Raw genomic sequence first — 13,175 nt, 5'->3', positions numbered from 1 at the left:
TCTGGTCCCGACGCTACCCGTCCTCGCGTGTCCGTCGCCCTGTGCACCTATAACAGCGGTCGCTTCATCGAGACCCAACTGCGCAGCATTCTCGACCAAGACCTCCCTGTTGATGAGGTCCTCATTGGCGACGACGGCTCCACCGATGGCACGCTTGAGCGCATCGAGACCATCGCGGCGGCGCACCCCCGCGGAGACGTGGTGCGGATCGCCTTCACCGAGCCGTCCGGAGGGGTAGCACCCAACTTCTCACGCACGCTCGCGGCGTGCACGGGGGAATTGATCGCCTTGAGCGACCATGACGACGTGTGGCGTCCCGACAAGACGGCCACGCTCGTGCCGCAACTGCAAACGGCGAAGCGGCCCGCCATGATTTTCACCGACGCCCGCATTGTCGACGACGCCGGCGCGTTCAGCGGCGAGCACTTGTTCGCCTCCTATGGCGTCGCGTCGCACGAACTCGACGCCGTCATGGACGGCAAAGGCGCCGAGCCCCTCGTCCGCCGCAACATCGTTACCGGCGCCACAGCCATGCTCACGCGCGACCTCCTCGACGCAGCCCTACCAATCCCAGAGCACTATGTGCACGACGAGTGGCTTGCTTTCTTAGCTGCGTCCTTGGGCACGTTGCTGGTGGAGAAGCAGCCACTGATCGACTACCGCGTACACGGCAGCAACCAGATCGGCGTCCCGCCCCAGACGCTGTGGGGCCAGGTGCGCGTGGCCATGACCTATCGCCGCGATCGCTACGAGACACTGCGCACCAGGGCGGAGTCGCTCCGCGAGCGCCTTGCAGCCCACAACGCCGCAGCCGCAGACCTGGCACTCGTCGAGGACAAAGCACTCTTCGAAGCCCAGCGGGCGACGATGCCGTGGTTCTGGCCCGCCCGTCTACCGGGGATCATGCGCCGCTATCGTAGCGGCGACTACGCGCGCTTCACGCATCGGCCCGCGCTCGAGAGGTGGCGCGACCTCGTCCAGCCGATGTAATCCAAGGGGCGCGAGGACCTCCCGACCGTCGCGCTACGATGGCTTCACACGACAGGGGAGCGCCTCGCCGCAAGGCAAGGGCGCTGAGAGTGCGGACACGCCGCAGACCCTCGAACCTGATCCGGCTCGCACCGGCGTAGGGAGTCGAGACTCGTCCCCTCCTGATGAAGGAGGATCCATGAAGACCTCAACCACCATGTCCATGGCGGTCGCGAGCGCACTGCTGCTCGCCGCCTGCTCGGCCAGTGAAAGCAAACCCACCCAGGCGCCCACGTCCAGCGAGTCAGAAGCCCCTGCCGCCACCGGCGCCGTCACGGTCCTCACCCACGACAGCTTCGCGCTCCCTGAAGACGTGATCGCCGACTTCGAGGCGACCAGCGGCATCGACGTCACGTTTGAGCCGGTGGGCGACGCGGGAACGCTCGTGAACCAACTCGCCCTCACGTCGGGTGCGCCCCTCGGCGACGCAGTGGTCGGCATCGACAATACGTTCGCCTCGCGGGCCGTGGCGTCGGAGGCCCTCGCCGACTACGTCTCCCCCAGCGCGACCGACTCGGTCGCCGGTCAACTCACCGCGATCGACTACTCGGACGTGTGCTTCAACATCGACCTCGCGGCGTTCGGCGACGGGACGCCAGCACCCGCCACGTTCGACGACCTCCTCGAGCCCGAATACGCCAACATGGTGTCGGTCTCCAACCCCGCCACGTCGTCCCCAGGCCTCGCGTTGCTGCTCGCCACCTACGAGACGTACGGCGAAGGTTGGAAGGACTACTGGCGCGGCCTTCGCGACAACGGCCTGAAGGTCACGGCCGGCTGGTCGGATACCTACTTTGTCGACTTCTCGGTTCCCAACTACGGCGGCGACTACCCCATCGTGCTGAGTTACGCGTCGTCCCCGCCCTCCGAGGTGGTCGACGGCAACCCCACGAGCACCGCGCTGCTCGACACGTGCTTCCGCCAGGTCGAGTACGCGGGCGTCCTGGACGGTGCCCAGAACCCCGAGGCCGCCAAGGCCGTCGTCGACTGGATGCTGAGCGACTCCGTGCAGTCGGCACTGCCGGACAACATGTACGTCTATCCCGTGTCGCCCACCGCCACCATCCCGGCTGCGTGGGAGAAGTACGCGCCGCTATCAGACAACCCGATCGTCATGGATCCCGCCCAGATCGACGCCCAGCGCGATCAGCTGCTGCGCGAGTGGACCGAGATCGTGATCGACGGCCAGTAGTCCGATGCCCCTCTTCGCACGGCGCGGGATCGTCGCGGCAGCCGCCGCGGCGGTCCCCGTCGTGTTCCTGGGGGCCTTCTTCGCGTGGCCGCTCTTCGCCACTGTGCGCAGAGCCTTCTTCGCGCCGAGCCTGGCGGGCCAAGACGCCACGGTCTCGGTGCGCGCCGTCCTCCAGGCGGCGGGCACGACGCTGGGGTTGGCTGGCGCTGGCACCGCGCTGACGCTCGCGATTGGCCTGCCTGCGGCCTGGGCGCTGTATCGCCGACGCTGGCGCGGCTCGCGCTTGCTCGCGGCGGCGCTCACGGCCCCCTTTGTGCTTCCCACCATGGTGGTCGCCCTCGCGTTCCTGACGCTGCAGCGCGACCTGGCGCCTGCGCTCGGTGCCAGGCACGGCCTGCCGGCGATCATCGCGGCCCTCGCGTTCTTCAACGTCGCGGTGGTGTTGCGCACGGTGGGGCCGGCGCTGGAGGGCATGGACGAGCGGCTCGTGGCGGCCGCGCGCACCCTTGGCGCGTCGCGTGCCGCGGCCGCACGCCGGGTGGTGTGGCCTGCGGTGCGCCGGTCGGTGGCCGGGGCGGCGGCCATCACCTTCCTGTTCTGCTCGACGTCCTTCGCCATCGTGCTGGTGCTGGGAGGCACACGCATCAGGACGCTAGAGACCGCCGCGTACCTCGAGCTCACGTCGTTCCTTGACCTGCGCGGCGCCGCGATCATCGCGATCGTGCAGGCCTGCCTCATCGCCTCGGTGGCCGCAGGGGTGGGCTGGCTGTCGCGTCCCGGTCGCTATGCGGTGACCCAGGCCGCTCCCCTGCGCCCGAGTGCCGGGCGGAGCGATGCCGCCGCGATCGCGCTCGCCCTTGCCCCAGCCCTTGTCCTCACGCTGGTCCCGCTCGGCACACTCGTCGCGCGGTCGCTGCGGGGACAGCACGGACCAACCCTCGACGCGTACCGCACCCTATTCGGACTGTCGGAGGCCGCGGGCAGCATCGCGGGCTCCGTCGCCGCCTCGCTGTGGATCGCAGTCGCGGCGGCGTCCCTCGCCCTGCTTGTGGGAGTGCTCGCGGTGGCCGCCGCTGCGGTGCACCCCGGCGCGCGGTGGGTGCGCGCGCTCACCGTCGGCCCGCTCGCGGTCTCCTCCGTCGTCGTCGGCGTCGGACTCTTGGTGGCGCTTGCCGTGCCGCTGCGGTCCTGGGGGGCACCTGGCACCTACGTACTCCTGATTGCCGCGCAAGCTCTCGTCGCGACACCGCTCGTGGTGCGCGTGCTCTCCCCTGTGCTGGAGGGAATCGACCCCCGCCAAGCCGCCGCCGCCGCGACGCTCGGCGCCTCACCCACTCGCACCGTCGTCCGCGTGGTGCTGCCCCGGATGCGAGCAGCCTTGGCGTCGGCCGCTGGTCTTGCCTTCGCGGTCGCCGTCGGCGAGTTCGGCGCTTCCGTGTTCCTCGCCCGCCCTGGAACGCCGACGCTACCCACGGCCATCATGCGACTGCTGTCCCGGCCGGGCGCCGAGAACGTGGCCACGGCGTCGGCGGGCGCCGTGGTGCTTGCGGTCATCGCTGGAGGAGCCATGATGCTGGCAGAGGGTTCAAGGAGGCAGCGCCGATGACGTCAGGGCTTCGGGTGGAGGGGCTCACCGTCCGCTATGGCGGCGCGGACCCACGGGTGGCGGTCGACGCGGCCTCCTTCGGTATCGAGCCAGGGGGTTCGCTCGCGCTCGTGGGCGCGTCGGGATCGGGCAAGTCTTCGCTGTTGCTCGCCATCGCTGGAGTGATCGAGTCCACCGGCTCCGTCTCGTGGGATGGGCACGAACTTGCCGGGGTGCCGCCTCACCGCAGGGGCTTTGGACTGGTGTTCCAGGACGGCCAGCTGTTCCCTCACATGAGCGTGGGCGCGAACATCGGCTTCGGTCTCGAGATGCAGGGGGTCGAGCGTCGCGAGCGGGAGGCGCGCGTGGGTGAGCTACTCGAGATGGTGGGCCTCGAAGGTGCGGAGCACCGCGCCGTCACCGAACTCTCAGGAGGCGAGCGTCAGCGCGTCGCCCTCGCGAGGACGCTCGCCCCACGGCCGCGGTTGGTGCTGCTCGACGAGCCGCTCAGTTCACTCGATGCAGACTTGCGCGAGCGCCTCGCGCGCGACGTTCGCGAACTGCTGGAGGCTCAAGGAACCACCTGGATCGTGGTGACGCATGATCGCGCGGAGGCCGAGGCGATGGCCGACCGGCAGATCACCATGAGCGCAGGACGGCTGGCGGAGGCGGACGCGAGCGACTAGCAGTCGCAGGCGATCCGGTGGCCTGGCACGCTCACGGGTGACGTGAGCGGATCGGGCGCCCGGGTCGCGTCCACGGTCACCTTCGCGCCCGCCGCGTCAGAGACCACCCGGTCGACGGGCATCCCTTCGCGCGCCCAGTACTCGAAGCCACCGATCATCTCCTTCACGGAGTATCCGAGCTCGGAGATGATGAGGCCCGCCCTGGTGGCGCCGTTGCAGCCTGGACCCCAGCAATAGACGACGAACGAAGTCTCGGGTGGGTAGGTAAGGACGACGACGGGCATGTCCGGCTTGGGGATGTGAACTGCGCCGCGCGCGTGCCCCTGCTCCCATGCCTCATGGCTTCGGGTGTCCACGAGCACAAAGCCGTTCTCGCCCGCCTCGAGCGCGGCGTGCACATCGCTGGGGTCGGTCTCGAAAGACAGCCTGGCCGCGAAGTGCGCGGCTGCTTGAGCGGGGGTGGGCTCTGAGGACATGGCATTGACGCTAGGCCCACGCGAGCCGTCCAGTCCACTCTGCCGTGGACCTTCCCTCGGGCTCTGGGACGGCTCTGGCGCCCGGCAGCGCGCGCCGCTAAAGTCGTGACGAACCGAGGGGGGAAGCACTCATGACCGAATACTCGCCGCACGAGCCGCCGCCAGAAACGCAGGCTCAGCCCTACGCCCAGCCGGACGCCCAGCCCTACGCCCAGGCTCCTTGGCAACAGCAAGCCGCGCCGCCTGCGGCGTGGGGTGCGCCGCCTGCCCCATGGGCCGCTCCTGTGGAGAAGAAGCGCAAGGCTTGGCCTTGGGTACTGGGAGCCGTGGGTGCTCTGGTCGTCCTTGGAGGCATCGGCTTCGCCGTGGTGTACGGAGTGAACGGCGTCCTCACCGCCGACCAGAACGAAAACTACGTGGGCGATCCCATCGCCGCAGAGGACGCCCCGCTGCTGGGTGATGCGTTGATCGTCTCCGAGGACGGCGCCGTCGCCTTTGAGATCGGAGCCGAGTGGGTTGACGCCGGTGAGTATGTCGACATGGGTGAACTGACATCGCAACTGCCCGACGGCGCCCGCGCCATGGGCACCTACTTCACTGTCGACCCCTTCACAGCGACCGTGATCCCCACCATGGTCATCGTCCTTGAAGGGGAACCGCCGAGCCAGATAGGGGCTGTCGACCTCGAGGAAGCGCACCGAGGGGCATTCGAAGGCGTCGCCGACGCCGCGGCGGGTCAGGGGGTCGATACGACGAGGGAGGGGCCAACGGCCGTGACCACGGCCCAAGGTCTCGACGGCCTGTTGAGCACCATGTCCTTCACGATGGACGACGTTCCGGTGCAGATGTCGCTCCACACTTTTGTCCGGGGTGAGCGCGTCGTGTGGGTTCAGGTGGCGACCTACACGGGCGAAGAAGATGCAGGGACAGTGGCGCTCGTCACGGACTCTCTGCGCATCGACAAGTAGGCCGCCGCGTCAGAGCTATGTCCTAGTGTCGGCGGCATGAACCTCGACGACGACGCCGCGCGCGTGGTGGACCGCTATTGGCAGTTGATGAATGGAAACGACTTCGCGACAGTGGGCAGCGTGCTGACCGACGCCTTCGTGTGCGAGTGGCCTCAGTCGAACGAACTCATCAGAGGGCGCGACGCCTTCGCCGGCGTCAACGCCGAGTACCCGACGCAGGGGCGCTGGCGATTTGAGGTGCAACGGCTCGTGGCGGACGGCGATGTGGTGGCGACCGACACGGTGGTGTCCAATGACGCCGTGACCGCTAGGGTCGTCTCCTTCTTTGCCGTGAGGGCTGGAGAGATCGACCATCTCCGCGAGTACTGGCCCGACGACTACCAGGCCCCGCTTGGACGGGCACACCTGGTTGAGCCGCTGACGCGCGCGGTCGCGAGCGCCGCGCCCCCACCGCAGTTCAGAGTTGAGTCATAGAGACTCAACTTAGTTGACAATCGTCGGGATCCGTGGATACTTGAGTGCAGAAGGCTCAACACTGAGCGCACCCAAGACGGCCCACCGGGGCCAGCACCAAGGAGGACCTCCACATGTCCCGTGCAGTAGGAATTGACCTCGGCACCACCAACTCGTGCGTTGCCGTACTCGAAGGTGGCGAGCCCACCGTCATCGCCAACGCGGAAGGCACCCGTACTACTCCCTCCGTCGTCGCCTTCTCCAAGACAGGCGAGGTGCTCGTCGGCGAGATCGCGAAGCGCCAGGCCGTCACCAACGTCGACCGCACCATCGCGTCGGTCAAGCGCCACATGGGCACCGACTGGAACACCGAGATCGACGAGAAGACGTACACGCCACAAGAGATTTCTGCCCGCATTCTCGGCAAGCTCAAGCGCGACTCTGAGGAGTACTTGGGCGAAAAGGTGACGGACGCCGTCATCACCGTCCCCGCCTACTTCAACGACGCCGAGCGCCAGGCCACCAAGGACGCCGGTGAGATTGCGGGCCTCAACGTCCTGCGCATCGTCAACGAGCCCACCGCGGCCGCGCTCGCCTACGGCCTCGACAAGGGCAAGGAAGACGAGCTCATCCTGGTCTTCGACCTTGGCGGCGGCACGTTCGACGTGTCCCTGCTTGAGGTGGGTAAGGACGAGGACGAGTTCTCCACCATCCAGGTGCGTGCCACGGCGGGCGACAACCGCCTCGGCGGCGACGACTGGGACCAGCGCATCGTCGACTTCCTGGTGAAGGAAGTCAAGAACTCGGAGGGTGTTGACCTGTCAAAGGACAAGTCAGCCCTGCAGCGCCTCCGCGAGGCCGCTGAGCAGGCCAAGAAGGAACTCAGCTCCGCTCAGCAGACCACCATCTCGCTGCAGTACCTCAGCATCGGCGAGAACGGCCCCGTCCACCTGGACACCAAGCTCACCCGCTCCAAGTTCCAGGACATGACCAAGGACCTGCTCGAGCGCACGAAGGCGCCGTTCAACCAGGTCATCAAGGACGCGGGCATCAAGCTCGCAGACATCGACCACGTGGTGATGGTCGGCGGCTCGACCCGTATGCCGGCCGTGACCGACGTGGTCAAGGAACTCACCGGCGGCCAGGAGCCCAACAAGGGCGTCAACCCTGATGAGGTCGTTGCCGTTGGCGCAGCCCTCCAGGCCGGCGTCATCAAGGGCGAACGCAAGGACGTCCTGCTGATCGACGTCACCCCCCTCAGCCTCGGCATCGAGACCAAGGGCGGCGTGATGACCACGCTGATCGAGCGCAACACCGCGATCCCCACCAAGTCCTCCGAGGTGTTCTCCACCGCGGATGACAACCAGCCGTCGGTGATGATCCAGGTGTTCCAGGGCGAGCGCCAGTTCGCCAGGGACAACAAGTTGCTCGGCACCTTCGAGCTGGGCGGCATTGCCCCGGCCCCCCGCGGAGTGCCCCAGATCGAGGTCACGTTCGACATCGACGCCAATGGCATCGTGCACGTCCATGCCAAGGACCGCGGCACCGGCAAGGAGTCCTCGATCACCGTCACGGGCGGCTCTGCATTGTCGAAGGAAGACATCGACCGCATGGTCAAGGATGCCGAGGAGCACGAGGCCGAGGACAAGAAGCGCCGCGAGGAGGCAGAGACCCGCAACAATGCGGAGAACTTCGCCTACTCGACGGAGAAGATCCTGTCCGACAACGAGGACAAGGTTCCCGCCGAAGTGGCCGACGAGGTCAAGGAGGCTATCGCCGAGGTCCGCAAGGCCCTCGAGGGCGAGGACACCGACGCGGTGAAGACCGCGCACGACGACCTCGTCGCCAAGGCCCAGCGCATCGGCGAGGCCATCTACAAGGCCGAACAAGAGGCCGGTGGCGAGCCCGGCGCTGACGCCCCAGCTGGCGAGTCTGCTTCCTCCGATGACGACGTCGTTGACGCCGAGATCGTTGACGACGAGGACGACACGAAGTAGTCCAGAACTACAGCGCACAGTTGGCGGCGGGCGGGGAAGTCCGCTCGCCGCCACAGTGCATGGAAGGACGTCATGGAAGACAACACAGGGTACTCAACGCCAGACGACGACGGCGCGGACGACGCCTTGGCTGAGGCCGAGCAGATCATCGACGACGCCGCGACGGACGAGGGCAAGAAGGACGACTTTGACGCCGATGAGGCGGGCGCCGACGACGCGCTCACCCAGGCGGAGGTGAAGGCCGCAGAGCACTTGGCCGACCTCCAGCGCCTCCAAGCGGAGTACGTGAACTATCGCAAGCGCGTCGATCGCGACCGCCTCGCCATCGGGGACGTCGCGACGGCCAAGGTGCTCGAAGCGCTCTTGCCAGTTCTCGACGACATTGCCGCGGCACGCCAACACGGCGACCTCGCGGAGGGGCCCTTCGCGTCCATCGCGGAGAAGCTCGAAGAGGCCCTCGGCCGCTTCGGATGGTCAAGCTTCGGCGCTGAGGGCGAGACTTTCGACCCTGCGCTCCACGAGGCGCTCATGTCACAGCCAAGCGCCGACGTCAGCGAACCGACGGTGCAGCACGTCGCCCAACCGGGCCACCGCCTCGGCGAACGCGTGGTGCGAGCCGCACGCGTGATCGTCGCCCAGCCAGCAGACGACTAACCACCCCGCAGCATCGGACAAGAAAGGAGGCAAGCCGTGACAAGCCAAGACTGGTTCAACAAGGACTTCTACGCGACGCTTGGCGTGCCGAAGGATGCCTCCGCCACCGACATCAAGAAGGCCTACCGCAAGCTCGCGCGCGACCTCCACCCCGACCGCCATCCCAATGACGCGTCGGCCGAGAAGCGCTTCAAAGAGGTCGGCGAGGCCTATGGCGTGCTATCCGATGCCGAACAGCGCCAGCAGTACGACGCTATTCGCGCCATGGGCGGGGGCGCTCGCTTCCAGGCGGGCGGCCCAGGCGGCGGTCAGGGCTTCGAAGACGTGTTCGGCGGCATGTTCGGGGGCGGGCCGACGCGCGGCCAGGGCTTCGAGGACATCCTTGGCGGCCTGTTCGGCGGTCGCGGCCGCGGACCCCAGCGCGGAGCCGACCTCGCAGCGGCGACCGAGGTGACGTTCAGGCAAGCGACTCAAGGCGCGACAGTCACGCTCGGCATCGACGGTCAACGCGTCTCGACACGACTTCCGGTGGGCGTCGCTGACGGACAGAAGATTCGGATCCGCGGCAAGGGTCGCCCCGGTGCTGGCGGCGGCCCAGCGGGAGACGTGATCCTGACCGTGCATGTGGGCAAGCACCCCGTCTTCACGGCCGACGGCCGCAACCTCCGCATGAATCTCCCCGTGTCCTTCGACGAGGCCGTCCTGGGTGCGACCGTCGAGGTGCCGACGCTGACGGGGGAACGTGTCAAGGTGAAGATCGCACCGGGCACGTCGTCTGGAGCGACGCTACGCGTCAAGGGCAAGGGGCTGGTGGCCAAGGACGGCGTGGGCGACTTGCTGGTGCGCGTCGAAGTGGCGGTGCCCTCAAAGCTCTCGAAGGCCGCCAAAGAGGCACTCCAGGCGTTTGCCCTCGAGACGGCAGCAGACGACCCGCGGGCACGCTTGTACGACGACGCGGCCAAGTAGAACCCTAGCCTGGGCAATGAGGCCCGACGGAAAGGAGGAGTCATGGAGCAACCGGACGTAGACGAACCCGTGTTCCTGATTTCCGCCGCGGCTGAACTCGCCGGGATGCACGCCCAGACCCTGCGCCAGTACGACAGGCTCGGGCTGGTGGTGCCCCGGCGTCGTCCCGGCGGAGGCCGCCGCTACTCCTTGCGCGACGTCGCGACGCTGCGCGAGGTACAACGCATGAGCCAAAAAGAGGGCATCAACCTGGCTGGCATCGCGCGCATCCTGACGCTCAGCAAGCGGGTCGAGCGGCTGGAAGCAGAGGTCGAACGGCTGCGGCCCCGTGCGGATCTCGGCTCGCGTGTCTTCACCACGGGACCTTCGGGAAACGTCGTCATCGTGGAACGCGGTCAACGCGGCCGACGGGACGAAGGCCGCGGCCTGGTCGTCTGGCGAGGCCGTTCCTCCTAACGCGAGGGGCTAGTCGGCCACGGGCGACGCGCGAAGGCCGAGAGCGCTGTCCAGCATTTCGTCTTGAGACGCGCTCCTGTGGACCGCGAGCCAGGCCTCGAGTTCTGCCGCTGGGCACGGACGCGACCAGTAGTACCCCTGCGCGGTGTCGCAACCAAGGTCTTTGAGTGCCTGGGCGACGTCGGCGTGTTCAACCCCCTCCGCCGTCACGGTCAGACCGAGCGCGTGCGCCAGGTCGATCGTCGACTTCACGATGTACGAGGATCGGTCGCTGAGCAGGAGCGGCTCGATGAAGGACCTGTCGATCTTTACCTCATCGACCACGAGTTCGTGAAGGTAGATCAGCGACGAGTAGCCCGTCCCGTAGTCATCGATTGCCGTCCTGATGCCCAGAGCCCGCAGCCCTTCGAGGACGCTACGAGCGCGTTGGCGCCCCCTCAAGAGGGCCTCCTCGGTGATCTCGACCTGGATCGCAGACCCCGGCAGGTCATGCGTGGCGAGGAACTGGGCGGCCTTCGCTGGCAATCCTTCGTCAAGAAGTGCCGTGGACGGCAAATTGATGGCGATCGGCAGTTCGAGCCCGCTTCGGCGCCATGCCGATGCCTGATCGGCGGCGATCTCCAACACGGCTCTGGTCACCATGCCCATCAGCCCTGCACGTACCGCTAGGGGCAAGAAGTCTCCGGGGTACACCAAGCCGCTAGCGGGCCTGGCCCAGCGCACCAGGGCCTCGACACCTTCGACCCCTCCATCGGCGAGTGCGATCTTGGGCTGATAGTGGAGCACGAGTTCGCCCGCAAGGATCCCTTGCCGCAGTTCTGCGACTCGTTGAAGGTGATCCTCGCCAGCCAGGTCAACCGCGGGATCGAAGGAGGCGACCCCTCCGCGGTCAGCCTTCGCGCGGTACATCGCGATATCGGCCCTGCGGAGAAGCGTGGAGAGTTGGTCGCCGTCGATCGGGGCGATCGCGAGGCCAATGCTCGCGTGCATCGTGACCCGCGTGCCGTCCACGTCGATCGGGCGAGCGAGCGACGTGCAGAGCCGGCGGGCGTACTTCACCGCCTCATCGGCGTCGGCGCCCGGAATGAGGACTGCGAATTCGTCACCGCCCAGCCTGCCCACCAAAGTGCCAGCAGGCGCCCGCTCGGCGACAAGTCGCTGAGTGACGTGGCGGAGGACCCTGTCCCCAGCGTCGTGCCCCAAACTGTCGTTCACGTCCTTGAAGCCGTCCAAGTCGGCGTGGAGAAGAGCAGCGCACATCCCAGCGTCGAGATCGCGCAGCGCGCCCTCAGCCGCCACGGTGAAGCCGCGTCGGTTCGCGAGGCCGGTGAGCTCGTCGGTGGTGGCGTCCTTGCGCGCGTCCATCATGAGCACGGTGTGTCGCACGGTGGTGTTGAGCCGGTGAAGGACTCCCAGCAATGCAGCGACCGCCAGCACGACCGTGAGGAGCGGAATGTTGCGCGCGTTGCCAAACGCGAGGGTCGCAGTGGCCGCGATCAGGCTGGCGCCGGGGACGATCATGAGGCCTCTTGTGCCTGGCATCTGATCGCCCGTCGACGAAGGCGAGAGCCACGCCCCCACGGCAAGCAGGATGTTGCTCAGCGGCCACAACGCGTCGAGCACCGTTCCTTCCAGGTAGGAGTCGCTCGCGACGAGGTTCCAATACCCGAGGTCGGCGATGGCTGACACGCCCATGGCGGCGCCCATCCACACCAGAGCGCGGGCGCGACGCACGCCCACCAGCGTGATGCCGAGTGCCGCGATGAGGAGTACCGCCGTGTCTCCGAGCGGATACGCGGCGCCGACGATCACGGTGAGAGGGCCGCCCGTGAGAGTTCCCGTCAGCGGCGCCAGGAAGACGGCGCCGACGAGCGCCCCGACGGCAACCGCCAATATCGAACCGTCCCACCACACCACAGAAGGAACGTCGCGCGCGCGGCGCCGTACGAAAGCGACGACGCCGGCGATGATCAGCGGGTAATAGGCAAGGTAGAAGGCATCGGCGAGTGAGGGAAACGGCTCCGCGTCCGAGCCAGAGGTGATCGCCGAGTAGACGGCGTCCCCAATGGACGACACGATCATCGCCAATCCGAGCGAGAGCCACGCAAACCGATCGGTGTGGGATGTGGCGGCTCGGGCAAGGACGGCCACCCCTGCACCAATCATCAGTGTCAAATACAGGGTGACGTCGCGGCCAGGGTAGTCCCCTGGCCCCCAGGTGAGGAGCAATGCGAACAAGACCAGCCAACCAGACGCCAAGAGTGCGAGCGAGACAGGCGCAACGTAGCGACCAACGGGTCGGAGGGCATGCCGCCTCACGCCGTCGAGAGAGGCAAGAACGCGGTTCACAGCCTTCTCATCGTCCCGGGCGGATGCGCGGTGAGTCGACTGTGACAAAGTGGTCGCACAAACTGGAGATGATGGCAGCCTGACTAGTCGCTGATCTCCACCGTCTTGAGGCGGGAGGCGTGGCCAGAGGTGATACGGACGTCCCGTTTGCGCAGCCCCCAATGCTCTGCGAGCGCCGCGACGACGCCGTCGTTCGCTTGGCCGTCCACGGCACGCTCCCGTACAAAAACGGTGAGCAGGCCGTCGGCTCCGACCTGAACCAGCGGGCCCTTCTTCGAGCCCGGCTTCACGTGGACGCGGTACCTGGTCACACGACCACGGTACCGGCGCCTCCCGTCGGCAGGGCATTTGTCGGACGTCCGTC

13 protein-coding genes and 1 riboswitch are annotated in these 13,175 nt (G+C 67.4%); of the genes, 10 read left to right on the top strand and 3 right to left on the bottom strand.

All coding sequences use genetic code 11. From position 1 onward, the window contains the following. Positions 1 to 27: 27 nt before the first annotated feature. The 4 genes from LGT36_RS13555 (at position 28) to LGT36_RS13540 (ending at position 4,492) form a co-directional block, all read left to right on the top strand. Entirely contained in the window at positions 28 to 990 is a 963-nt protein-coding gene (locus LGT36_RS13555) for a glycosyltransferase family 2 protein (protein ID WP_226264670.1), read from the top strand. 43 nt (positions 991 to 1,033) lie between these two features. Then, positions 1,034 to 1,150: riboswitch (TPP riboswitch) on the top strand. A gap of 18 nt (positions 1,151 to 1,168) precedes the next feature. Then, positions 1,169 to 2,221, top strand: a complete 1,053-nt coding sequence (locus tag LGT36_RS13550) for a thiamine ABC transporter substrate binding subunit (RefSeq protein WP_226096318.1) — start codon at positions 1,169 to 1,171, stop codon at positions 2,219 to 2,221. Between the two features lie 4 nt (positions 2,222 to 2,225). Continuing rightward, entirely contained in the window at positions 2,226 to 3,827 is a 1,602-nt protein-coding gene (locus LGT36_RS13545) for an iron ABC transporter permease (protein WP_226096317.1), read from the top strand. Next, the gene (locus LGT36_RS13540) at positions 3,824 to 4,492 is read left to right on the top strand and encodes an ABC transporter ATP-binding protein (protein WP_226096316.1); all 669 of its coding nucleotides are present in this window, start codon (positions 3,824 to 3,826) and stop codon (positions 4,490 to 4,492) included. The genes LGT36_RS13545 and LGT36_RS13540 overlap by 4 nt, the downstream gene beginning before the upstream one ends. Here the strand turns inward: LGT36_RS13540 and LGT36_RS13535 are convergent. Beyond that, positions 4,489 to 4,968, bottom strand: coding sequence for a rhodanese-like domain-containing protein (locus LGT36_RS13535; RefSeq protein WP_226096315.1), 480 nt, complete (start codon positions 4,966 to 4,968; stop codon positions 4,489 to 4,491). The genes LGT36_RS13540 and LGT36_RS13535 overlap by 4 nt on opposite strands. 131 nt (positions 4,969 to 5,099) lie before the next feature. Here LGT36_RS13535 and LGT36_RS13530 point away from each other — a divergent pair, with 131 nt between their 5' ends. The 6 genes from LGT36_RS13530 to LGT36_RS13505 all read left to right on the top strand — a co-directional run bounded on the left by LGT36_RS13530 (position 5,100) and on the right by LGT36_RS13505 (position 10,462). Further along, positions 5,100 to 5,936: a hypothetical protein gene (locus LGT36_RS13530; protein WP_226096314.1), complete on the top strand. Its 837-nt coding sequence runs from the start codon at positions 5,100 to 5,102 to the stop codon at positions 5,934 to 5,936. Positions 5,937 to 5,972: 36 nt separating this feature from the next. Continuing rightward, positions 5,973 to 6,410: a nuclear transport factor 2 family protein gene (locus tag LGT36_RS13525; RefSeq protein ID WP_226096312.1), complete on the top strand. Its 438-nt coding sequence runs from the start codon at positions 5,973 to 5,975 to the stop codon at positions 6,408 to 6,410. A gap of 113 nt (positions 6,411 to 6,523) precedes the next feature. Beyond that, positions 6,524 to 8,386, top strand: a complete 1,863-nt coding sequence (gene dnaK, locus LGT36_RS13520; RefSeq protein WP_226096310.1) for a molecular chaperone DnaK — start codon at positions 6,524 to 6,526, stop codon at positions 8,384 to 8,386. 72 nt (positions 8,387 to 8,458) lie between these two features. Then, positions 8,459 to 9,040 (top strand): nucleotide exchange factor GrpE, encoded by a 582-nt coding sequence (gene grpE, locus LGT36_RS13515; protein ID WP_226096309.1) that lies wholly within the window; start codon positions 8,459 to 8,461, stop codon positions 9,038 to 9,040. 36 nt (positions 9,041 to 9,076) lie between these two features. Beyond that, positions 9,077 to 10,006, top strand: a complete 930-nt coding sequence (locus LGT36_RS13510) for a DnaJ C-terminal domain-containing protein (RefSeq protein WP_226096307.1) — start codon at positions 9,077 to 9,079, stop codon at positions 10,004 to 10,006. Between the two features lie 42 nt (positions 10,007 to 10,048). Continuing rightward, on the top strand, positions 10,049 to 10,462 hold the full coding sequence (locus LGT36_RS13505) for a heat shock protein transcriptional repressor HspR (RefSeq protein ID WP_226096306.1): 414 nt from the start codon (positions 10,049 to 10,051) through the stop codon (positions 10,460 to 10,462). A gap of 9 nt (positions 10,463 to 10,471) precedes the next feature. On the opposite strand, the gene LGT36_RS13500 is transcribed toward LGT36_RS13505, so the two are convergent. Together LGT36_RS13500 and LGT36_RS13495 are read right to left on the bottom strand one after the other, a co-directional pair. Continuing rightward, the gene (locus tag LGT36_RS13500; RefSeq protein WP_226096304.1) at positions 10,472 to 12,811 is read right to left on the bottom strand and encodes a bifunctional diguanylate cyclase/phosphodiesterase; all 2,340 of its coding nucleotides are present in this window, start codon (positions 12,809 to 12,811) and stop codon (positions 10,472 to 10,474) included. 83 nt (positions 12,812 to 12,894) lie between these two features. Then, on the bottom strand, positions 12,895 to 13,122 hold the full coding sequence (locus tag LGT36_RS13495) for a DUF167 domain-containing protein (protein WP_226096302.1): 228 nt from the start codon (positions 13,120 to 13,122) through the stop codon (positions 12,895 to 12,897). Positions 13,123 to 13,175 lie beyond the last annotated feature (53 nt).

The organism is Demequina sp. TMPB413 (assembly GCF_020447105.2).
Taxonomy (GTDB): domain Bacteria; phylum Actinomycetota; class Actinomycetes; order Actinomycetales; family Demequinaceae; genus Demequina.
This window is presented reverse-complemented; position numbering and strand designations above follow the sequence as displayed.

What these genes read in the sequence shown, in the direction of transcription:
- LGT36_RS13550 (WP_226096318.1), top strand. Translation starts at nt 1,169, where the DNA reads ATGAAGACCTCAACCACCATGTCCATGGCGGTCGCGAGCGCACTGCTG.
- LGT36_RS13545 (WP_226096317.1), top strand. Translation starts at nt 2,226, where the DNA reads ATGCCCCTCTTCGCACGGCGCGGGATCGTCGCGGCAGCCGCCGCGGCG.
- LGT36_RS13540 (WP_226096316.1), top strand. Translation starts at nt 3,824, where the DNA reads ATGACGTCAGGGCTTCGGGTGGAGGGGCTCACCGTCCGCTATGGCGGC.
- LGT36_RS13535 (WP_226096315.1), bottom strand. Translation starts at nt 4,968, where the DNA reads ATGTCCTCAGAGCCCACCCCCGCTCAAGCAGCCGCGCACTTCGCGGCC.
- LGT36_RS13530 (WP_226096314.1), top strand. Translation starts at nt 5,100, where the DNA reads ATGACCGAATACTCGCCGCACGAGCCGCCGCCAGAAACGCAGGCTCAG.
- LGT36_RS13525 (WP_226096312.1), top strand. Translation starts at nt 5,973, where the DNA reads ATGAACCTCGACGACGACGCCGCGCGCGTGGTGGACCGCTATTGGCAG.
- dnaK (WP_226096310.1), top strand. Translation starts at nt 6,524, where the DNA reads ATGTCCCGTGCAGTAGGAATTGACCTCGGCACCACCAACTCGTGCGTT.
- grpE (WP_226096309.1), top strand. Translation starts at nt 8,459, where the DNA reads ATGGAAGACAACACAGGGTACTCAACGCCAGACGACGACGGCGCGGAC.
- LGT36_RS13505 (WP_226096306.1), top strand. Translation starts at nt 10,049, where the DNA reads ATGGAGCAACCGGACGTAGACGAACCCGTGTTCCTGATTTCCGCCGCG.